18 protein-coding genes are annotated in these 21,876 nt (G+C 70.5%); 3 read left to right on the forward strand and 15 right to left on the reverse strand.

The window, feature by feature from the left end; translation table 11 throughout:
- The 9 genes from CCN72_RS20725 to CCN72_RS20765 form a co-directional block, all read right to left on the reverse strand.
- Nucleotides 1-816, reverse strand: an 816-nt coding sequence (locus tag CCN72_RS20725; protein WP_086808813.1) for a 3-dehydroquinate synthase family protein, incomplete at its 3' end; no start/stop codon positions are given.
- On the reverse strand, nt 813-1,328 hold the full coding sequence (locus CCN72_RS20730) for a shikimate kinase (protein ID WP_086808814.1): 516 nt from the start codon (nt 1,326-1,328) through the stop codon (nt 813-815). The genes CCN72_RS20730 and CCN72_RS20725, both read right to left, overlap by 4 nt.
- Entirely contained in the window at nt 1,325-2,509 is a 1,185-nt protein-coding gene (aroC, locus tag CCN72_RS20735; protein WP_086808815.1) for a chorismate synthase, read from the reverse strand. The genes CCN72_RS20730 and aroC overlap by 4 nt, the downstream gene beginning before the upstream one ends.
- Before the next feature lie 233 nt (nt 2,510-2,742).
- A complete protein-coding gene (locus CCN72_RS20740) occupies nt 2,743-3,582 on the reverse strand; it encodes a shikimate dehydrogenase (RefSeq protein ID WP_085562548.1) in 840 nt (279 codons plus the stop codon).
- Complete coding sequence (gene mltG / locus CCN72_RS20745; RefSeq protein ID WP_086808816.1) at nt 3,563-5,281, reverse strand: endolytic transglycosylase MltG; 1,719 nt, start codon at nt 5,279-5,281, stop codon at nt 3,563-3,565. The genes CCN72_RS20740 and mltG overlap by 20 nt, the downstream gene beginning before the upstream one ends.
- Before the next feature lie 121 nt (nt 5,282-5,402).
- Nucleotides 5,403-5,867, reverse strand: a complete 465-nt coding sequence (gene ruvX / locus CCN72_RS20750; RefSeq protein WP_051849848.1) for a Holliday junction resolvase RuvX — start codon at nt 5,865-5,867, stop codon at nt 5,403-5,405.
- A gap of 25 nt (nt 5,868-5,892) precedes the next feature.
- Nucleotides 5,893-8,565 (reverse strand): alanine--tRNA ligase, encoded by a 2,673-nt coding sequence (gene alaS, locus CCN72_RS20755; protein WP_086808817.1) that lies wholly within the window; start codon nt 8,563-8,565, stop codon nt 5,893-5,895.
- A complete protein-coding gene (locus CCN72_RS20760; protein WP_037651036.1) occupies nt 8,565-8,921 on the reverse strand; it encodes a hypothetical protein in 357 nt (118 codons plus the stop codon). Before CCN72_RS20760 ends, alaS begins: the two co-directional genes overlap by 1 nt.
- A 9-nt stretch (nt 8,922-8,930) precedes the next feature.
- Nucleotides 8,931-9,386: a DUF948 domain-containing protein gene (locus CCN72_RS20765; protein WP_086808818.1), complete on the reverse strand. Its 456-nt coding sequence runs from the start codon at nt 9,384-9,386 to the stop codon at nt 8,931-8,933.
- A gap of 152 nt (nt 9,387-9,538) precedes the next feature.
- Here CCN72_RS20765 and CCN72_RS20770 point away from each other — a divergent pair, with 152 nt between their 5' ends.
- Complete coding sequence (locus CCN72_RS20770) at nt 9,539-11,674, forward strand: ATP-binding protein (RefSeq protein ID WP_208638056.1); 2,136 nt, start codon at nt 9,539-9,541, stop codon at nt 11,672-11,674.
- Between the two features lie 135 nt (nt 11,675-11,809).
- Here the strand turns inward: CCN72_RS20770 and rpsD are convergent, their stop codons facing one another.
- The 5 genes from rpsD to CCN72_RS20795 form a co-directional block, all read right to left on the reverse strand.
- On the reverse strand, nt 11,810-12,424 hold the full coding sequence (gene rpsD, locus CCN72_RS20775) for a 30S ribosomal protein S4 (RefSeq protein ID WP_037651039.1): 615 nt from the start codon (nt 12,422-12,424) through the stop codon (nt 11,810-11,812).
- 305 nt (nt 12,425-12,729) lie between these two features.
- A complete protein-coding gene (locus CCN72_RS20780; protein ID WP_086808819.1) occupies nt 12,730-14,085 on the reverse strand; it encodes a replication-associated recombination protein A in 1,356 nt (451 codons plus the stop codon).
- Between the two features lie 71 nt (nt 14,086-14,156).
- The gene (locus tag CCN72_RS20785; protein ID WP_086808820.1) at nt 14,157-14,810 is read right to left on the reverse strand and encodes a vitamin K epoxide reductase family protein; all 654 of its coding nucleotides are present in this window, start codon (nt 14,808-14,810) and stop codon (nt 14,157-14,159) included.
- A gap of 377 nt (nt 14,811-15,187) precedes the next feature.
- Complete coding sequence (gene hisS / locus CCN72_RS20790) at nt 15,188-16,450, reverse strand: histidine--tRNA ligase (RefSeq protein WP_085562541.1); 1,263 nt, start codon at nt 16,448-16,450, stop codon at nt 15,188-15,190.
- A gap of 13 nt (nt 16,451-16,463) precedes the next feature.
- Nucleotides 16,464-17,171, reverse strand: a complete 708-nt coding sequence (locus CCN72_RS20795) for an MBL fold metallo-hydrolase (RefSeq protein WP_086808821.1) — start codon at nt 17,169-17,171, stop codon at nt 16,464-16,466.
- Between the two features lie 146 nt (nt 17,172-17,317).
- On the opposite strand from CCN72_RS20795, the gene CCN72_RS20800 reads away from it, so the two are divergent.
- Both CCN72_RS20800 and CCN72_RS20805 read left to right on the forward strand, forming a co-directional pair.
- Nucleotides 17,318-18,151, forward strand: coding sequence for a peptidylprolyl isomerase (locus CCN72_RS20800; protein WP_086808822.1), 834 nt, complete (start codon nt 17,318-17,320; stop codon nt 18,149-18,151).
- A 142-nt stretch (nt 18,152-18,293) separates the two neighbouring features.
- The gene (locus CCN72_RS20805) at nt 18,294-19,523 is read left to right on the forward strand and encodes a DUF349 domain-containing protein (protein ID WP_085562538.1); all 1,230 of its coding nucleotides are present in this window, start codon (nt 18,294-18,296) and stop codon (nt 19,521-19,523) included.
- Between the two features lie 334 nt (nt 19,524-19,857).
- Here the strand turns inward: CCN72_RS20805 and relA are convergent.
- Nucleotides 19,858-21,876: GTP pyrophosphokinase (relA, locus tag CCN72_RS20810; RefSeq protein ID WP_086808823.1), on the reverse strand; the 2,019-nt coding region annotated here is incomplete at its 5' end.

Genomic DNA, 21,876 nt, shown 5'->3' on the forward strand with positions numbered 1-21,876 from the left:
CGCGACCGCGGCGCCGTGCCGCCACTTGTAGCGCTCGTTCTTCTCGATGGCGTGGCCGAGCGTGTGGCCGTAGTTGAGGATCTCGCGGCGGCCGGACTCCTTCAGGTCCGAGGAGACCACCTCGGCCTTCACCCGGATCGAGCGCTCGATCAGCTCGGCCGTGTGCGGGCCCTGCGGGCCCCGCGCGGCCTCGGTGTCGGCCTCGATCAGGTCGAGGATCACCGGGTCGGCGATGAAACCGGCCTTGATGATCTCGGCGAGCCCGGAGACGTAGTCGTTGACCGGCAGCGAGTCCAGCGCGGCCAGGTCGCACAGCACCCCGGCCGGCGGGTGGAAGGCACCGACCAGGTTCTTGCCCTCGGCGGTGTTGATGCCCGTCTTGCCGCCGACCGCCGCGTCCACCATGGCGAGCACGGTGGTCGGTACGGCGATCCAGCGCACCCCGCGCAGCCAGGTCGCGGCCACGAACCCGGCCAGGTCGGTGGTCGCGCCGCCGCCCACGCCGACGATGACGTCGGTGCGGGTGAAGTTGGACTGGCCGAGCGCCTTCCAGCAGTAGGCGGCGACCTCGGCGGTCTTGGCCTCCTCGGCGTTGGGCACCTGGATGGCGACCGCCTCGTAGCCCTGCTCGGCCAGGTCGGCGCGGAGCGCGTCCCCGGTCTCGGCCAGCGCCTCCGGGTGGATCACCGCGACCCGCTTGGCCTTGGGGCCGATCAACCCGGCCAGTTCGCCCAGGAGTTGGCGGCCGACCAGCACCTCGTACGGGTCGGTGCCCGCGCTGCCCGCGATCTGGATCCGGGTGACTGCCTCGCTCATGCCTTCTTCAACTCCAGTGCGTCCAGCGCTGCTTGGGTGACCTCTTCGGGGGTGCGCCCATCGGTGGTGACGACGGCGGTGGCGACCTCCTCGTACAGGTGGCGCCGGGCCTCCATCAGCTCGCGCCACTGCTTGCGCGGATTGACCGCGAGCAGCGGACGGGCCACGTTCAGACCGGTGCGGCGGACCGCCTCCTCCACGTCCATGGAGAGGTAGACCACCGGGTGCGGGGCGAGCAGCGCCCGGGTGTCCGCGTCGAGGACCGCGCCGCCGCCGAGCGCGAGGACGCCTCGGTGCTCGGTGAGCGCGGTGGCCACGGCCGCCTTCTCCAGCGCCCGGAAGTGCTCCTCGCCCTCGTCCACGAAGATCTCGGAGATCTCCCGGCCCTCGGCGGCCACGATGTCGTCGTCGGTGTCCCGGTAGCCGACGTCCAGCCGCTCGGCCAGCAGCCGGCCCACGGTGGACTTGCCGACGCCCATCGGGCCGACGAGGACGAGACGCGGCCCGCTCATCGGATCCGCAGGTGGTCGAGGTACGAACCGACGTTTCGACGGGTCTCGCCCACCGAGTCGCCGCCGAACTTCTCCGCGACCGCGTCGGCCAGGACCAGCGCGACCATGGCCTCGGCCACGATGCCCGCGGCGGGCACCGCGGAGACGTCCGAGCGCTGGTGGTGCGCCTGCGCGGCCTCGCCGGTGGTCACGTCCACGGTGCGCAGCGCGCGCGGCACGGTCGCGATCGGCTTCATCGCGGCCCGCACCCGCAGCAGCTCACCCGTGGACAGACCGCCCTCGGTGCCGCCCGCGCGCCCGGAGACCCGCCGGATGCCCTCCGGGGTGCTGACGATCTCGTCGTGCGCCTGCGAGCCCGGCACCCGGGCCAGCTCGAAGCCGTCGCCGATCTCCACACCCTTGATCGCCTGGATGCCCATCAGGGCGCCGGCGAGCCGCGCGTCCAGCTTGCGGTCCCAGTGCACATGCGAGCCCAGACCCACCGGCACGCCGTACGCCAGCACCTCGACGACGCCACCGAGGGTGTCGCCGTCCTTGTGGGCCTGGTCGACCTCCTCGACCATCGCCCGCGACGCGTCCGCGTCCAGGCAGCGCAGCGGGTCCGCGTCCAGCTTCTCCACATCGGCAGGCGTCGGGTACACCCCGGCCGGGGCCTTCACCGAGCACAGCTCGACCACATGGGAGACGATCTCGATCCCGGCCGTCTCCTTCAGGTACGACCGGGCCACCGCGCCCAGCGCCACCCGGGCGGCCGTCTCCCGCGCGGAGGCGCGCTCCAGGATCGGGCGGGCCTCCTCGAAGTCGTACTTCTGCATGCCCGCGAGGTCCGCGTGGCCGGGCCGCGGCCGGGTCAGCGGCGCGTTACGGGCGAGCCCGTCGAGGATCTCGGTGTCGACCGGGTCGGCCGACATGACCTGCTCCCACTTCGGCCACTCGGTGTTGCCCACCATGACCGCGACCGGGGAGCCGAGGGTCAGTCCGTGCCGGACACCACCCAGAAAAGTGACCTCGTCCCGCTCGAACTTCATCCGCGCACCGCGGCCATAGCCGAGCCGCCGCCGCGCGAGGTGATCCGCCACCATCTCCGTGGTGATCGGTACGCCGGCGGGAAGGCCCTCCAGCGTCGCCACAAGTGCGGGACCGTGGGACTCCCCCGCGGTCAGCCAACGCAGCCTGCTCAACGGTGCTCCTCAGTGTTCGCGCCCGGTACTGCCCGGCCCACGCGTCTTTCCGCGGGCGCCGACGGAGGGACCGGATGCGCGACCCCGGTCCGCCATGTCCGATCCTCCCACGTCCGCGGCGGGTGTCCGGTGTCCGGTCCAGCAAGCGGACGAGATACGGGCCATCAGCGGGCCGGACGCGAGGCAGCCGGCGCGCCGGACACGACGCGGCCAGCGGGCCCGGACGCGGCCGTTCAGCGGGCGGCGAGTGCCGCTTCCCCGGCCCGGCGCATGGCCTCCAGGGGCGCCGGGGTGCGTCCGGTCATCTGCTCGACCTGGAGGACGGCCTGGTGGACCAGCAGGTCGAGGCCGCCGACCACGGCGCCCCCGTACATGGACCAGCGGGCGGCCAGCTCGGTGGGCCAGGGCTCGTAGAGCACGTCGAAGAGGGTGGCGGGGCGCTCGGGCACGGCGGCGGCCAGGGCGTCCGTGGTGCCGGCCGGGGTGGTGGCGATCACCAGCGGGGCGCGCAGCGCCTCGGCCGCCTCCGACCAGTCGGCCGTACGGACGTCCACGTCGAGGCGGCGGCCCCACTGGCGCATCTCGGCGGCGCGGGGCTCGCTGCGCACATAGGCGACGACCTCGCCGGTGCAGACACGGGAGAGAGCGGCGAGCGCGGAGGACGCGGTGGCGCCGGCGCCGAGGATCGCGGCGGACTCGACCTCTTCGATGCCGTGTTCGCGCAGCGCGGCCACCATGCCGGGGATGTCGGTGTTGTCGCCGCGCTTGCGGCCGTCCGCGCCGAACACGACCGTGTTGACCGCGTCCACCGAGGCGGCGGTCTCGCTGATCTCGTCCAGCAGCGGGATGACCGCCCGCTTCAGCGGCATGGTCAGCGACAGCCCCGCCCACTCGGGCCCGAGCTTCTCGAAGAAGCCCGGCAGCTCCGCCTCGTCGACCTCGAACCGGTCGTACGACCAGCCGGTGAGGCCGAGTTCGGCGTAGGCGGCCCGGTGCAGCACCGGGGAGAGCGAGTGGGCGATGGGCTTTCCGAGCACGGCGGCCCGGCGGGCGTCAGTTGCCCGAGCTGGCATTGAACTTGTCCTTGAGTTGCTGGAATTCTTCGTACGTCTTGGCGAATTCGGTATTGGTCGTACCGTCGGTCGCCACGAAATAGATCCAGCCGTCGTGGGTCGGATTCAGCGCCGCCTTGATCGCGTCCTCGCCGGGGTTTCCGATCGGACCGGGCGGCAAGCCCTTGTGGGTGTACGTGTTGTACGGGCTCTGGTTGCTGTTGATCTCCTTCTCGGAGATATGGATATTGCTGGTGCCCTTGACGTAGTTGTACGTCGAGTCGAACTGGAGCAGCTGGTTCGTCTCGGTGTTGGTGGGCTTCAGGCGGTTGTAGACCACCTCGGCCATCTTGCGGAAGTCCTCGTGCGTCTTGCCCTCTGCCTGGACCAGGCTCGCGACCGTGACCAGCTCGAACGCGTCATGCAGACCAAGGGACTTGGCCTTCGCGTCCAGTCCGTAGGCGGCGTACCGCTCCTTGGCCTGGGCCACCATCTGCTTGAGGATCGCGTCCGGCTTCATGCCCTTGGCGGCCGGGTACGTGCCCGGGAAGAGGAAGCCCTCCAGCGGGTCCTTCATCTCGGAGTTCTTCTGCACCCAGGCAGGGACCCCGAAGCTGCTGTAGTTCTTCTTCGCGATCTTCTCGGTGCTGCCGGCGGGCATTTCGAGCTTCTTGTCGATGGTCTGATAGACGGCGGAATTACGCTCGCCCGGCGTCACCATCACATTGTTCTGACTCTTCGGATCGAGCATCATGCGCACCGCGCTCGCGGCGGACATCTCCTTCTTCAGGAGATAGGCGCCGGCCTGGATCGAGTCGCCGCCCGGTGTCGTGCCCTGGGCGTGTACGAACGCGTCGGCGCTCTTGACGACACCGGCCTCTTTCAGCCGCCGTCCGATGTCCCAGCCGCCCGCGCCCTTGGGGATCTCGACGGTCACCGCCTCGCCGGTGCCGTCGCCCGCGTAGTCCGGGGCCGGGGCGAAACGATTTTGGTAGAACTTGTAGCCGTAGTAACCGACTCCGCCGAGGCCGCCGCCGAAGACCAGGACGACGACCATGCAGGCGCAGCCGGTGCGGCGCTTCTTGCTCTTGACGGGTTTTCGGCCTTTGCCGGCGCGCCGCTCCCTGCGGCCGGCCAGCTCATGCTCCTCGCCGTCCTCGTCGTCGTCCCCGCCGCCCGCGAAGAAGGCGTGCTCCTCCTCGTCGTCGGCGGGGGCCTCCGGATCGGGTTCGGCCTCGGGGCGCCTGCGGCCGGGGGGCTCCGGCGGGGGGTAGGCGTCCTCGGTGCCGTAGAGGTCGGGCTGTTCGGCGCCGTAGGCCACGGGCTGCTGGCCGTAGGGGTCGCCGGGGTCGGCCGCGTAGGGCACCTGGCCGTGGGTGCCGGTCGCGTCCCAGCCGCCCTGGTGGTGGCCGGGCTGCTGCGGATGGCCCGGCTGCTGCGGGTGCTGCGGATACTGGCCCTGGTACTGGGGGTCGTACTGAGGGTGCCCCTGGTCGCCGTAGTACGGGTACTGCTGGCCGTCGTACCCGGGCTGGGGGCCCTGGACCCACTCGCCGCCGTACTGCTGCTGCGGCTGCTGCGGGTACTGCTGCTGCGACTGGCCGCCGTAGGCAGCCTGATGCCCGGCGTACGCCTGCTGCCCTTCCCATCCGCCGTCCCCGTACAACGGGTCCTGCGGATGCCACGGTTCGGAGCCTGGGCCCCGGCCATACTCAGTCATCGATCCCCTAGAGCCGCGAGGCCGACGGTCACGCGGCCGGGGGCCGGCTTCCGCTCCGCCTCTTGCTGTGCGGCGGCTGTTCGAACGCCGCCGCATCGCGCGGAACGTTACCGTATCGCGATCAGATGACCACTTCGACGCCCTCGCCGGGTGGCTTACCTGACACCCGTTCGGATTCGAGGGCCTGCTGGAGGATGATCACGGCCGCGGCCTGGTCGATGACGGAGCGGCCCTTCTTGGACTTCACGCCCGAGGCGCGCAGTCCCTGCGAGGCCGTCACCGTGGTCATCCGCTCGTCCACGAGGCGGACCGGCACCGGCTTGATGCCCTTGGCCAGCTCCTGGGTGAAGGCCCGGACCTTGACGGCGGCCGGGCCCTCGCCCCCCTTGAGGGAGCGAGGGAGACCGACGACTACCTCGATCGGCTCATACTCCGCCACCAGTTGACGCAACCGGCGGTGGGCGGCGGGGATGTCCCGGCCGGGGACCGTCTCCACCGGGGTGGCGAGGATCCCGTCGGGGTCGCACGAGGCGACCCCGATCCGGGCGTCCCCGACGTCGATCGAAAGCCGACGTCCTCTGCGCATTTCCGACCGTTTCCTTACTCGGATATCACTTGGCGGTCTCGGCGACGAGACGCTCGACGGCCTCGACGGCCTCGCCGACGGCGGCCGGGTTCTGACCGCCGCCCTGGGCGACGTCCGGCTTGCCGCCACCGCCGCCACCGAGGGTCTTGGCGGCCGTGCGCACCAGGTCACCGGCCTTCAGACCACGCTCGCGGGCGGCCTCGTTGGTGGCGATGACCGTCAGCGGCTTGCCGTTGTTCACCGTGAACAGGGCGACCACGGCGGCCCGGCCGCCCTGGATACGGCCGCGCACATCGAGGACCAGCTTGCGCAGGTCGTCCGGCGTGGTGCCGTCCGGGACCTGCCCGGTGACCAGGGCGATGCCCCGTACGTCTTTGGCCGATTCGGCGAGACCGCCGGCGGCCTGGAGCACCTTCTCGGCGCGGAACTTCTCGATCTCCTTCTCGGCGTCCTTCAGCTTGCCGAGCATGGCGGAGACCTTCTCCGGCAGCTCCTCGGAGCGGCCCTTGAGCAGCTCGGTCAGCTGGTTGACGACCGTGTGCTCACGGGCGAGGAAGTTGTAGGCGTCCACGCCGACCAGGGCCTCGATACGGCGCACACCGGAGCCGATGGAGGACTCGCCGAGCAGCTTCACCAGGCCCAGCTGGGCGGTGTTGTGCACATGCGTGCCGCCGCACAGCTCCTTGGAGAAGTCGCCGATGGTGACCACGCGGACCCGCTCGCCGTACTTCTCGCCGAACTCGGCGATGGCACCCTGCTTCTTGGCCTCGTCGATGCCCATGACCTCGGCGTGCACATCGAGGTCGCGGGCGAGGACCTCGTTGATCTTCTGCTCGACGTCGGTCATCACGGCCGTCGGCACGGCGGCCGGCGAGCCGAAGTCGAAGCGGAAGCGGCCCGGCTGGTTCTCGGAACCGGCCTGGGCGGCCGTCGGGCCGAGGGCGTCGCGCAGCGCCTGGTGGGTGAGGTGGGTGGCCGAGTGGGCGCGGGCGATGGCCTTGCGGCGGCGCACGTCGATGGAGGCCTGGGCCTTGGCGCCGACGGTCACCTCGCCGACCTGGACGACGCCCTTGTGCACATACACGCCCGGGACCGGCTTCTGGCAGTCGCGGATCTCGATCACGGCACCGGAGTCGACCTTGATCCGGCCGGTGTCGCCGATCTGGCCGCCGCCCTCGGCGTAGAACGGGGTGCGGTCCAGGACGATCTCGACCTCGTCGCCCTCGGAGGCGGCGGGCGAGGAGACGCCGTCGACCAGGAGGCCCACGATGGTGGACTCGGCCTCGGTGTCGCCGTACCCGATGAAGTCGGTGGCGCCGGCGCTGTCGGCGATCTCGCGGTAGGCACCGAGATCGGCGTGGCCGGTCTTCTTGGCCTGGGCGTCGGCCTTGGCGCGCTCCCGCTGCTCCTTCATCAGGCGGCGGAAGCCCTCCTCGTCCACGGCGAGGCCCTGTTCGGCGGCCATCTCCAGGGTGAGGTCGATCGGGAAGCCCCAGGTGTCGTGGAGCAGGAAGGCCTTCTCGCCGGACAGGACGCTGCCGCCGGACTGCTTGGTCTCGGTGACGGCGCTGTCCAGGATGTTGGTGCCGGCCTTGAGCGTCTTGAGGAAGGCGTTCTCCTCGGCGACGGCGACCTTCTCGATGCGCTCGCGGTCGGTGACCAGCTCCGGGTACTGCTGGCCCATCATGGCAATCACGGTGTCGACCAGGTTCTTGACGACCGGTCCGGTGGCGCCCAGGAGCCGCATGTTGCGGATGGCGCGGCGCATGATGCGGCGCAGCACATAGCCGCGGCCCTCGTTGCCCGGGGTGACGCCGTCGCCGATGAGCATCACGGACGTGCGCATGTGGTCGGTGACCACGCGCAGGGAGACGTCCGAGTCCTGGGCGTCGCCGTAGCGGACACCGGTCAGCTCGGTGGCCTTCTGGATGACGGCCATCGAGGTGTCGATCTCGTACATGTTCTGCACGCCTTGCAGAATCATGGCGAGGCGTTCCAGGCCGAGGCCGGTGTCGATGTTCTTGCTGGGCAGGTCGCCGAGGATCTCGAAATCGTCCTTGCCGGTGCCCTCGCCCCGCTCGTACTGCATGAAGACGAGGTTCCAGATCTCCACGTACCGCTCGTCGTTGACGGCCGGGCCGCCCTCGACGCCGAACTCGGGGCCGCGGTCGTAGTTGATCTCGGAGCAGGGGCCGCAGGGGCCGGGGACGCCCATGGACCAGAAGTTGTCCTTCTTGCCCAGGCGCTGGATGCGCTCCTTGGGCACGCCGACGACCTCGTGCCAGATCCGCTCGGCCTCGTCGTCGTCCAGGTAGACGGTGATCCACAGGCGCTCGGGGTCGAGGCCGTAACCGCCCTTGTCCCGGTCGCTGGTGAGCAGCTCCCAGGCGTACTTGATGGCGCCTTCCTTGAAGTAGTCGCCGAAGGAGAAGTTGCCGCACATCTGGAAGAACGTGCCGTGGCGGGTGGTCTTGCCGACCTCTTCGATGTCGGGCGTGCGCACGCACTTCTGCACGCTGGTGGCGCGCTGGAAGGGGGGCTTGACCTCACCCAGGAAGTAAGGCTTGAAGGGCACCATGCCGGCGGGGACGAGGAGCAGAGTCGGGTCGTCCGCGATGAGCGACGCCGAAGGGACGACGGTGTGACCGCGCTCCTCGTAGAAGCTCAGCCAGCGGCGGCGAATCTCGGCCGACTCCATCAGTGGTCCTCATTCCGGTTGTACGAGTGCATCGGGGATTCGATGTACTTCGGGTTGGTGCGGTCAGTGCTCGGGGTGTATTCGATGGCGGTGAGCCGCCGGGGCGCCGGGAGTGCGTCGTCCTGGATGCCGAGGGCCTCCTGGAGCTCGTCCTCCCGCTGAGCCATGTTGTCGCGGACGTCGAGCGCGAAGCCGACCGCGCGGTCCTTCAGGCGCTGGCCGGTCTCCAGAGCCTTGTTGGCGGCGGTCGCGGCCAGGCTCTCGGGGGTCAGCTGCCGCAGCTTGCGGTTGACCTTGGTGGTGGCCCAGACGCCGGCGGCGACGCCGGTGGTGAACCAGAAGGTACGACGGAACATGGCTCGGTCTCAGTCCCTCTTCCCGCGGAGGTTGCGCTTGCGTCGTGCGGCGGGGACCGTGCGGCCCACGATCACCGTACGCCGGGCCGAATTCCCGGGCACGTCCTCCTCCTTGCGGCCGCCGAGCGCCCTGCGGACGCCGTAGCCGAAGGCCGCTACCTTGACCAGCGGGCCGCCGAAGGTGGAGGCGACGGTGGTGGACAGGGCGGAGGCGTTGGAGGTGACCTCCTGGACGTCGGTGGCGATCGCGTCGACCCGGTCGATCTGGGTCTGCGCGGAGCGCACCGCCTGGGAGGCGTCCGCGAGCAGCGGGACGGCCTGGTCGGTCACGTCCGCCACGAGCTTGGTGGTCGCCTTGAGCGTCTGGGCCACCCTCGCGAGGGCCACCGCGAGGAAGGAGACCAGGATCGCCCAGAAGACGGCCACCAGGATCCCGGCCACCTCGCCACCGGACACTGTGCGCACCCGCTCCCTGAAACGTGCCTGAGCATCGGAAAAGTCGTGTCCCGAGCCTATCGCGCCGGGGCGGACGCTCCGTACCGGATTACCGGCGGGAACGGTGGAGTCACGGGAAGCGATTGTACGGAATGAACACGGTTCAGTACGCTCCGTGTCCCATGCGAGGTCCTCAGTGCCCAGAACCTTTCGCCGACGGCGAGCCGCCCCTTGAACTGACCGGATTCGTCGGACGTACGGCGGAGGCGGCGGGGCTCGCCGCGGCGTTGCGGTCGGCCCGGCTGGTGACGGTGACCGGGACCGGCGGAGTGGGCAAGTCACGGCTGGCCGCGCGGGTCGTGGCGGACTGGGAGACGGCGCACGGCTGGGTCGAGCTGGCGCCGGCGCACGACCCGGAGTTCGTGGAGTACGAGGTGGCGGAGGCCCTCGGGCTGACCGACCACACCACCCGGACGCCGCGCGAGACGGTGCTGGAGCAGCTGGCCGCGCGCCCCACGCTGCTGGTACTCGACGGGTTCGAGCATCTGGTGGCGGCCACCGCCGAGCTGGTCGCGCAGCTGCTGCGCAAACTTCCTCAGCTGCGGGTGCTCGCGGTGGGCCGGCGGCCGCTGGGCCTCGCGGGCGAGCGGCTGTTCCCGCTGGCGCCGCTCGGCGCGGACGAGGCGGTGCAGCTGCTCAGGGCCCGTGCCCGGGAGCAGGGGATCACGGTGTCCGACACTCCCGAGGTGCGCGAGCTGTGCGCCCGGCTCGACGGCATCCCGCTGGCGCTGGAGCTGGCGGCAGCGCGGCTGCGGGCCCTGTCCCCCGCGCAGCTGCTGGACCGGCTGGACGACCGGTTCCGGCTGCTGACCGGCGGCGGCCGCGACGCGCTCCCGCGCCATCAGACACTGCGCACGGCGATCGGCTGGAGCCATGAGCTGTGCACCCCGCCCGAGCGGCTGCTGTGGGCGCGGCTCACGGTGTTCGCGGGGACCTTCGACCTGGAGGCGGTCGAGTACGTGTGCAGCGGGGAGGGGCTGCCCGACACGGAGATCCTCGATGTGCTCTCGGAGCTGCTGGCCCAGTCGGTGATCGCCCGCGAGGAGACCGCGGCGGGTTCGCGCTACCGGATGCTGGACACCGTGCGGGCCTACGGCGCCGGCTGGCTGGAGGCGACCGGGGACGCGGTACGGCTGCGGCGGCGGCACCGGGACTGGTACCTGGGCCTGGCGACCTGGTGCGAACTGGAGTGGTTCTCGCCCCGGCAGCGGGAGGTGGCCGCGCGGCTGGCGGTGGAGCTGCCCAGCCTGCGGGCCGCGCTGGAGTTCTGTCTGACCGAGCCCGCGGAGGCGCATCTGGGGCAGTACCTGGCGGGGTCGCTGTGGTTCTGCTGGGTGGGCTGCGGGCGGCTGGCGGAGGGGCGCCGCTGGCTGGAGCGGAGCGTGGCGCTGGAGTCGGGCTACGAGCGGTCCCGGCTGAAGGCGCTGTGGGTGCTCGGGTACGTGGCGGTGCTCCAGGGCGACAGCGGGCCCGCGCGGCAGACCTTGCGCAGGTGCCGGGAGCTGGCTGAGCGTGCGGCGGACGCGCCGGCGCTGGCGTACGCGGAGCACCGCACCGGCTGTCTGGCGCTGGTCACGGACGATCCCCCGCGTGCAGAAACGCTGCTGCGCTCGGCGCTGGCGCGCTATGCGGAGATCGGTGAGCTGAACAGCAATGTGCTCATGGGGCGCGTCGAGCTGGCGATGGCGCGTGCCTTCCAGGGGGATCTGCCGGACGCGGTACGGCTGTGCGAGGACGTGCGCCGGGTGTGCGAGGAGCACGGGGAGCGCTGGGCGCGATCGTACGCGCTGTACGTCCTGGCGTACGCGGCCTGGCGGGAGGGCGTTCCGGGGCGGGCGCGGGAGTTGCTGACCGAGTGTCTGTGCAACGTCCATGCCTTCGACGATCTGCTGGGCTCGGTGCTGACCCTCGAACTGCTCGCCCTGGTGACGGCGACCGAGGGCGATCCCGCGGAGGCGGCCGTCCTTCAGGGTGCGGCCGCCCGGCTGTGGCCCTCGGTGGGCCTGCCCCTCTTCGGTTCGGCGCACTACAACGCCCCGCACGCCCAGTGCGAGTCGGCCGCCCGCGGAGCGCTCGGCGATGCCCGTTACGAGGAGTGCGTACGACACGGGGGGCGCCTGGACCGGGAGGCCGCGGTGAGCCGGGTGCTGGGCCGGGACGGGAACCGGCCGCCGGCCGCGGTACCGGCGCCGCGCGGGACGGCACGGTGGAACGCGGTGCGCACCGGCGGGGGCTGCGAGGCGGGGCAGGGCCGGTAGGCCGGGCAGCGCGGCCGGGGGAACGCCGGATCCGTCGCACCGCCCGGGCCCGGAAACGCGGAACCGCCGCCTCCCCCGGCCCAGCGGGACGGGGAGGACGGCGGTCCGGAGTGCGGTGCTGCGCCGGGGCTGGGATCAGCGGGCGTAGTACTCGACGACGAGCTGCTCGTCGCAGATCACCGGGATCTCCTTGCGGTTCGGCTCACGGTCCAGGCGGAACGCCAGGGCCTTGAGGTTCACCTGGAGGTAACGCGGGGTCTCGCCGTCGGCGGCGAAGCCACCCTCACGGGAGATCTGGAAGAGCGTCTTGTCCTTGGAGCGGTCGCGGACCTGCACGACGTCGTCCGGACGGACACGGAAGGACGGCTTGTCGACCTTCTGGCCGTTGACCTGGATGTGGCCGTGGACGACCATCTGGCGGGCCTGGTAGATCGTGCGGGCGAGACCCGAACGCAGGACCAGCGCGTCGAGGCGGCGCTCCAGCTCCACGATCAGGGCCTCACCGGTCTTGCCCTGGACCTTGGAGGCACGCTCGTAGGCGCGGACGAGCTGACGCTCGGAGATGTCGTACTGAGCGCGCAGACGCTGCTTCTCCAGCAGACGGACCTTGTAGTCCGAGTTCTGCTTGCGGCCACGGCCGTGCTCACCCGGCGGGTAGGGGCGGGCCTCGAAGTACTTGACGGCCTTCGGGGTCAGCGCGATGCCGAGGGCACGCGACTTCTTGACCTTGGGGCGGGACTGGTTCGCCACTGTCTCAATCTCGTTTCGTAGTGTTCGGCTTGCCAGAGGTTTCGGGAGGTCGCATCCGCAGCCGGGAAGACCCGCCGGTCCACTGGGGACCCGCTGGGCAGCCGCTTCCCTGATCTGGGCACATACGTGCAGCACGCGAGTGGCCCACCGACCGCTCCGGGACTCCCGGTGGTGGTGGGCTGCCCGCGACACCGTTCGACGGTGCGCGACGCTCCTGGAGTCCGTCCCCGAAGGGACGGGTCTCCGGCCCGTTGTCCCGCTCTGACGGCACGGGACTGGGCGCTTCGGAGCATTCTACAGGCTGCTCAGGACCGCCTGCGACCGAGGTGCCTGCGGGTCCAGTCGACCGCGTCCGCGTAGCGCGCCTCGGCGCCGTGCCGGGTCGGCGCGTAGTACTCGCGGTCCTTGACCGTGTCCGGGGCGTACTGCTGCTCGGCGATGCCCTCGGGCAGGTCGTGCGGATACACATACCCCTGCGCGTGGCCGAGTTTGGCGGCGCCCTTGTAGTGGCCGTCGCGCAGATGCGCCGGGACGCTGCCCGCCAGGCCCTTGCGGACGTCCTCCAGGGCGGCGCCTATCGCGGTCGTCGCGGAGTTGGACTTGGGGGCGAGCGCGAGGGCGATGGTGGCGTGGCTGAGGGTGAGGGCCGCCTCGGGGAAGCCGATCATGGCGACGGCCTGGGCGGCGGCGACCGCGATGGGTAGTGCGTTCGGGTCGGCCAGGCCGATGTCCTCGCTGGCGGAGATCATCAGGCGCCGCGCGATGAACCGGGGGTCCTCACCGGCCTCGATCATGCGGGCGAGGTAGTGCAGGGCCGCGTCCACGTCGGAGCCGCGGATGGATTTGATGAGGGCGCTGGCGACGTCGTAGTGCTGGTCGCCGTCACGGTCGTACTTGACCGCCGCCCGGTCCACGGTCTGCTCCAGCGTGGCGAGGGAGATCTCGCGCTCGTCCTGGTCGAGGGCGGCTCCGGCGGCGGCCTCCAGGGCGGTCAGGGCGCGGCGGGCGTCGCCGCCCGCGATGCGCAGCAGGTGCTCCTCGGTGTCCTCGGGGAGGGTGACCGCGCCCTTCAGACCGCGCTCGGCGTCCAGGGCGCGCCGCAGCAGGCCGCGGATGTCGTCGTCGGTGAGGGGTTCGAGGGTGAGCAGCAGGGAGCGGGACAGCAGCGGGGAGATCACCGAGAAGTAGGGATTCTCGGTGGTGGCCGCGATCAGGGTCACCCAGCGGTTCTCGACGGCGGGGAGCAGGGAGTCCTGCTGGGCCTTGCTGAAGCGGTGGATCTCGTCCAGGAAGAGGACGGTCTCGGTGCCGAAGCCGCCGGTGGCGCGGCGGGCGCCGTCGATGACCGCGCGCACCTCCTTGACGCCCGCGGTGATCGCGGACAGCTCCACGAAGCGCTTGTTGGTGGCCTTGGAGACGACGTACGCGAGGGTGGTCTTGCCGGTGCCGGGAGGGCCCCAGAGGATCACCGAGGACGGTCCTGCGGGGCCGCCGGAGCCCTCGCCGACCAGGCGGCGCAGGGGCGAGCCGGGCTTGAGCAGGTGCTGCTGGCCCACGACCTCGTCGAGGGTGCGCGGGCGCATGCGCACCGCCAGGGGGCTGGCCGCCGGGTCCTTCTCCTGGCGTTCTTCTGCTGCGGCGGTGAAGAGGTCGGGTTCCACGCTGAAACCCTAAGTCACGGCACTGACAATGCGGCCCGGACCCATGCGGGGACCGGGCCGCGGGCGGGGTCTCAGGCCCAGAGGGCGCTGCCCCAGCGGGTCAGGATCAGCATGGCGATGATGCCGCAGTGGGTGACCGGCAGCACCCAGGTGAACTCGCCGAGGAAGGAGCGCAGCCAGCGCGGGGCGGGCAGGAAGGCGTGGCGGACGTTGAACGAGGTGACGTACCAGAACATGGTGATCGTGGCGACCCAGGCCAGCGAGCACCACAGGCACAGGGCGTTGATCCGGTACAGGGACTCGAACTGGAGCCAGGTGACGAAGCAGACGCCGAACAGGGTGCCGAAGTTGAAGGTCAGCCAGTACCAGCGCGGGAAGCGGGCGCGGGTCAGCAGGCTCATGCCGACGCAGATCACGATGCCGTAGCAGACCAGGCCGAGCATCGGGTTGGGGAAGCCGAAGGCGGCGGCCTGCTTGCTCTCCATCACGCTGCCGCAGGAGACCACCGGGTTCACGCTGCAACCGGGCGTGAAGGTCTTGCCCGCGACCTTGTATTCGAGGATCTTGAACTTGTCGAGCGTGATCACCCACGCGGCCAGCAGCCCGGCCGCGCCGGTGATGACCAGCAGCAGGGCGAAGGCGCGGCTGCCGCCCACGGTGCGGCCGTCGGCGGGGCGGTCGGGACCGGACACCGCGGAGACGTCGTTGACTGTCGTCTTGCTCATCACGCCGATTCCGTCACTTGAGAGTTGGACCATCTTCGGGCACCGGCCATTGTGCCGCACCCTTCTGTGTGCCCACCGTTCGACGGACATAAGGAAGGCCGCCCGGCGGTCACGGACCGTATGGTTTCGGCCGGAGCATCAAGGCCATGACAGCACACGCGAGCGAATTCGCGGTGAATGTACGGGGTCGCGCGAGCGGTACGGGGACGTGATCGCGATGGCCGGCCCGGTTTCCGGCGTCCGGCGCGGTGAGGTGTTCGGGTTCCTCTGGCAGGACGAATCGGCACCCACCGGGTTGACGGCGGACGCCGCCGGCGCAGTGCGCAAGGGGCGCCGGGGATGTCCCCGGCGCCCCTTCGCACGCAAACTGTCGGCTGCTAGCCGAGCCGCGACTCCAGCTCCGCCACGATCTCGTTGACACCGATCGCGCTCTGCTCGCCGGACTCCATGTCCTTCAGCTGGACGACGCCCTCGGCCAGGTCGCGCTCGCCGGCGACCAGGGTGAAGCGCGCGCCGCTGCGGTTGGCGTTCTTCATGGCGCCCTTGAGGCCCTTGCCGCCGTACGCGAAGTCCGCCGCGATGCCCACCTTGCGCAGCTCGGTGACCTTGGCGAACAGGACGCGGCGGGCTTCCTCGCCGAGCGGGACGGCGTACACGGACGTGGTGGACGGGAGGTCCAGCGCCACGCCCTCGGCCTCCAGGGCGAGGACCGTGCGGTCGACGCCCAGGGCCCAGCCGACGGAGGGCAGCGCGGGGCCGCCGATCATCTCGGACAGGCCGTCGTAGCGGCCGCCGCCGCCCACCGCGGACTGCGAGCCGAGGCCGTCGTGCACGAACTCGAAGGTGGTGCGGGTGTAGTAGTCCAGGCCGCGGACCAGCTTCGGGTCGTCCTCGAAGGCCACGCCCGCCGCCGTGATCAGCTCGCGGACCTCCTCGTGGTACGCCTTGCAGGCGTCGCACAGGTAGTCGCGCAGCAGCGGGGCGCCGGTGAGCTGCTTCTGGACCGACTCGCGCTTGTCGTCCAGGACGCGCAGCGGGTTGATCTCGGCGCGCCGCAGCGTGTCCTCGTCGAGGTCGAGGCCGCGCAGGAAGTCCTGGAGCGCGGCCCGGTACACAGGCCGGCACTCCTTGTCGCCCAGGCTGTTGAGCAGGATGCGGAAGTTGCGCAGGCCCAGCGAGCGGTACGCCTGGTCGGCCAGGATGATCAGCTCGGCGTCCAGCGCCGGGTCCTCCGCGCCGATCGCCTCGGCACCGACCTGGGAGAAGTGGCGGTAGCGGCCCTTCTGCGGGCGTTCGTAGCGGTAGTACGAGCCCGAGTACCAGAGCTTGACCGGGAGGTTGCCGGTCTTGTGCAGGTTGGCCTCCAGGGCCGCGCGCAGCACGGAGGCCGTGCCCTCGGGGCGCAGGGCGAGCTTGTCGCCGCCCTTGGTCTCGAAGGCGTACATCTCCTTGGTGACGATGTCGGTGGACTCGCCGACACCGCGTGCGAACAGCTCGACGTTCTCGAAGCCGGGGGTCTCGATGTAGCCGTAGCCGGAGTTGCGCAGCGGGGCGGCGATCGCCTCGCGGACCGCCAGGTACGTCGCGGAGTCCGGCGGGATCAGGTCGTAGGTGCCCTTGGGGGCCTGGAAGGTGCTCACGGAAGCTCTCTCGTCACATTCCTCGTCGGGGAGCCGCGGGGGCTCCCTGGCCGGCTGCCACTTCCCGCAGATAGGGGTTGGTGGCGCGCTCGCGGCCGATGGTCGTCTGGGGGCCGTGGCCGGACAGGACCACGGTGGAGTCGTCGAGCGGCAGGCACACCCGTGCCAGCGACCCGAACATGTCCGCCATGGATCCGCCCGGCAGATCGGTGCGTCCGATGGAGCCGGCGAACAGCAGATCCCCGGAGAAGAACACCGACGGCACGTCGGCGCTCTCGGGCATCCGGAAGGTCACCGACCCCTTGGTATGGCCCGGCGCGTGCGCGACGGAGAACTCCAGGCCGGCCAGCTCCAGCTGCGCGCCGTCCGCCAGTTCCCGGACGTCGTCGGGCTCGCCCACGGTCAGCTCGCCCATCAGGGGCATGCCGATCGAGCGGCCGAGCGCCTTCTCCGGGTCGCTCATCATGTAGCGGTCCTCGGGGTGGATCCAGGCGGGCACGTCATGGGCGCCGCACACGGGGACGACCGAGGCCACATGGTCGATATGGCCGTGGGTGAGGACGACGGCGACGGGCTTGAGCCGATGCTTCTTCAGCGCTTCCTCGACTCCCTCGGCGGCCTGGTGGCCCGGGTCGATGATCACGCACTCCTCACCGGCGGCGGGGGCGACGAGATAGCAGTTCGTCCCCCAGGCCCCGGCGGGGAACCCGGCAATGAGCACGATCGTCCTTCGTTTCATCGGTGTGCAGGAGGTGACAAGGCGGCCTCGGCCGCAGTCAGAGCCTACCGGCGCTGCCGTTTCCTCAGCGAACCCATATACGGTACGGGGCTACACGCAGTACACGACACGCATGAGGAGAGAACCCGGTGGTCAGCCAGGAGCAGCGGCGGCGTCAGCTCGCCCGGGAGAAGTTCTTGCGGCAGCAGCAGCGACGCACCGAGTCGCGGCGCAAGGCCCGCGTGCGCAACTCCGCGATCGCGTCGGTACTGGGCGTGATCGTGATCGGCAGTGTGGCGCTCTACACGACCCATGTGCTGGGGGGCGACGACAAGAAGACCGACGCCGGCGCCAAGACGAAGCCGAGCGCGTCCGCGCAGCCGAGCAAGGCGCCGGACCCGTGCCAGAAGCCGGCGGCGGGCTCGGTGAAGAAGCTCAGCTGGAAGAAGGAGCCGGCGATGTCGATCGACACGTCGGCGAAGTACACGATGGACCTCTCCACGACGTGCGGTGACATCCCGATCGCGCTGAAGACGTCGGCGGCCCCGCACACGGTCAACTCCTTCGACTTCCTCGCGGGCAAGGGCTACTTCGACCACACCAAGTGCCACCGGCTGACCACGGAGGGCATCTTTGTGCTCCAGTGCGGCGACCCGCAGGGCACCGGCATGGGCGGCCCCGGCTACACGCTGCCGGACGAGAACCTGAAGGACGCCGGCCTGAAGAAGAACACCTACCCGGCGGGCACGGTGGCGATGGCCAACACCGGCCAGAAGCACACCGGTGGCAGCCAGTTCTTCCTGGTCTACAAGGACAGCCCGCTGCCGCCCCAGTACACGCCGTTCGGCACGATCTCGGCGTCCGGCATGAAGGTGCTGAACAAGATCGCGGCGGCGGGCGCCCAGCCGGCCGACCCGACGTCCGGCAACACCGCCCCGAACGCGACCGTTGTGATCAACAAGGCGACGGTCACCAAGTCCTGAGAGCGGCCGGGGCCGTCGGTGGAATTTCGGTCGCGCTGGATGCGGACAGGGAACCCGCTGGTCGCCTATGTTGGCCGTGACGAAACTGTGGTCGATGCCCGGGGCGCTGAGGCACCCCGAGGCATCATGTGGAGGAGGCGCTGTGAGCAGCGACCCGTGGGGCCGCGTCGACGAGACGGGGACCGTGTACGTGCGTACGGCCGACGGCGAGCAGGTCGTCGGATCCTGGGCGGCCGGCTCCCCTGAGGAGGCGCTGGCCTACTTCGAGCGCAAGTACGAGGGCCTGGTTGTCGAGATCGGCCTCCTCGAGAAGCGAGTGCGGACCACCGACCTGTCGGCGAAGGACGCCCAGGCCGCCATCGACCATCTGCGCGAGCAGGTGGACGCGCATCACGCGGTCGGCGATCTGGCCGCGCTGCGCGGTCGGTTGGACAAGCTCGTGGAGACGGTCGAGGCGCGCCGCGAGGAGCGCAAGGTCCAGCGGGCCAAGCAGTCCGACGAGGCCCGCAAGGCCAAGGAGGACCTGGTCGCCGAGGCGGAGCAGCTGGCGCAGTCCGACCAGTGGCGGGCCGCCGGTGAGCGGCTGCGGGCGCTGGTGGACACCTGGAAGGGCCTGCCGCGGCTGGACCGCAAGTCCGACGACGAGCTGTGGCACCGCTTCTCGCACGCCCGGTCGGCGTTCTCCAAGCGCCGCAAGGCGCACTTCGCGCAGCTGGACGCGCAGCGCGAGGACGCCCGCCGGATCAAGGAACGGCTGGTCGCCGAGGCCGAGTCGCTGTCGGGTTCCACGGACTGGGGTCCGACGGCGGCCCGTTACCGCGATCTGATGTCGGAGTGGAAGGCCGCGGGCCGCGCCCAGCGCGAGCACGAGGACGACCTGTGGAACCGCTTCCGCGGCGCCCAGGACGTGTTCTTCGCGGCGCGCAGCTCGGTGTTCGCCGAGCGGGACGCGGAGCAGGCGGAGAACCTGAAGCTCAAGGAGGAGCTGGCCGAGGAGGCAGAGAAGCTGCTGCCGATCGGTGAGCTGAAGGCCGCCCGTGCCGCCTTCCGTTCGATCAACGAGCGCTGGGAGGCCATCGGCCACGTCCCGCGGGACGCGCGTCCGAAAGTCGAGGGCCGGATGCACACGGTCGAGCGGGCGATCCAGGAGGCCGAGGAGGCCGAGTGGCGCCGGACGAACCCGGAGGCGCGGGCGCGTGCCGAGGGTCTGACCGGTCAGCTCCAGGCCGCCGTGGACAAGCTCGGGACGCAGATCGAGCAGGCCCGCGCCCAGGGCAACAACTCCAGGGCCGACAAGCTCCAGAAGGAGCTGGAGGGCCGCCAGGCACTCCTGGACCAGGCCCTGAAGGGCCTCCAGGAGTTCGGCGGCTGACCTGCCGGCGACAGCACGCACCTCATGGGGCGGTGACCGTAATGGTTGCCGCCCCGACCGCTTTCCGGGCGTCCTGGTTCCGGCCGGACTTCATGAATTTCCTCTCAGCGAATCTCGCTGGAGCCCAGTATCGCTGGCCGCCGTAGTCTCGTCCGGTGTGGCCATGGCGCCCAGCGCCTTCGCCGCCGACCACGGGTGAGATCGACTTCGTCGTGACCACCACCCGTGACGGCAAGGGGAAGCTGGTGGGCCTGGAAGAGGCACTGAGCGCAGCAAAAAGGCGGGCCGGGCAGAGTGACTGCCCGGCCCGCCTTTTGCTGTGCTCAGAGCCCCGCTAATGCTTCTGGCGTCCCGAGGTCACCCGGTAGACGTCGTACACGCCCTCCACGCCCCGTACGGCCTTCAGGACGTGTCCCAGGTGCTTGGGGTCGCCCATCTCGAAGGTGAAGCGGGAGGTGGCGACGCGGTCGCGGGAGGTCTGGACGGCGGCCGAGAGGATGTTGACGTGCTGGTCGGACAGTACGCGGGTGACGTCCGACAGCAGGCGGGAGCGGTCCAGGGCCTCGACCTGGATGGCGACCAGGAAGACCGAGGACTGGGTGGGCGCCCATTCGACGTCCAGGATGCGCTCCGGCTCCCGGGACAGCGAATCCACGTTGACGCAGTCGCTGCGGTGCACGGAGACGCCGCTGCCGCGGGTGACGAAGCCGATGATCGGGTCGCCGGGCACGGGCGTGCAGCAGCGGGCCAGCTTGACCCACACGTCGTCGACGCCCTTGACCACGACGCCGGGGTCGGCGCTGGAGCGGCGCTTGCGGCGGCTGCGGGACGGCGGGACCGTCTCGTCGATCTCCTCGGTGGCGGCCTCCTCGCCGCCGAGGGCCTGCACCAGCTTCTGCACGATGTTCTGCGCGGAGACATGGCCCTCGCCTATCGCCGCGTACAGCGCGGAGATGTCCGAGTAGCGCATCTCGTGCGCGAGCGTGATCAGGGAGTCGCCGTTCAGGATGCGCTGGATCGGCAGGTTCTGCTTGCGCATGGCCCGCACGATGGCGTCCTTGCCCTGCTCGATCGCCTCGTCCCTGCGCTCCTTGGAGAACCAGGCGCGGATCTTGTTGCGCGCCCGGGGCGACTTGACGAAGCCGAGCCAGTCCCGGGAGGGTCCGGCGCCGGGCGCCTTGGAGGTGAAGACCTCCACCAGGTCGCCGTTGTCCAGGGTGGATTCCAGCGGTACGAGGCGGCCGTTGACCCGCGCTCCTATGGTGCGGTGGCCGACCTCGGTGTGCACGGCGTAGGCGAAGTCCACCGGGGTGGCGCCGGCCGGGAGCGCTATGACGTCGCCCTTGGGCGTGAAGACGAAGACCTCGTTGCGCGACAGGTCGAAGCGCAGCGACTCCAGGAACTCGCCCGGGTCCTCGGTCTCCTTCTGCCAGTCGAGCAACTGCCGCAGCCACGCCATGTCGTTGATGGCGTCCTTGTCCTTGCCGGCCGTCTTGGGCGCGTCGGTGCGCACCTTGGAGGCGCCGGCGACGGCCTCCTGCTTGTACTTCCAGTGCGCGGCGATGCCGTACTCGGCGCGGCGGTGCATGTCGAAGGTGCGGATCTGGAGTTCGACGGGCTTGCCGTTGGGGCCGATCACCGTGGTGTGCAGTGACTGGTACATGTTGAACTTGGGCATCGCGATGTAGTCCTTGAACCGGCCGGGGACCGGGTTCCATCGCGCGTGCACGGTGCCGAGGGCGGCATAGCAGTCGCGGACCGTGTCGACCAGGACACGGATGCCCACCAGGTCGTAGATCTCCGCGAAGTCGCGGCCGCGGACGATCATCTTCTGGTAGACGCTGTAGTAGTGCTTCGGGCGCCCGGTGACGGTCGCCTTGATACGGGCGGCGCGCAGGTCGGACTGGACCTCGTCGGTCACTATGGCGAGGTACTCGTCGCGCTTGGGCGCCCGTTCGGCCACCAGCCGGACGATCTCGTCGTACATCTTGGGGTAGAGGATCGCGAAGGCGAGGTCCTCCAGTTCCCACTTGATGGTGTTCATGCCCAGGCGGTGGGCGAGCGGCGCGTAGATCTCCAGGGTCTCGCGCGCCTTCTTCTCCTGCTTCTCGCGCTTGAGGTAGCGCATGGTGCGCATGTTGTGCAGGCGGTCGGCGAGCTTGATGACCAGGACGCGGGGGTCCTTGGCCATGGCGACGACCATCTTGCGCACGGTCTCGGCCTGCGCGGCCTCGCCGAACTTGACCTTGTCCAGCTTGGTGACGCCGTCCACGAGCAGGGCGACCACGTCGCCGAAGTCACGGCGCAGGTCCTCCAGGCCGTACTCGGTGTCCTCGACGGTGTCGTGCAGCAG

The sequence above is a fragment of the Streptomyces murinus genome (genome assembly GCF_002154555.1).
Lineage (GTDB): Bacteria > Actinomycetota > Actinomycetes > Streptomycetales > Streptomycetaceae > Streptomyces > Streptomyces murinus.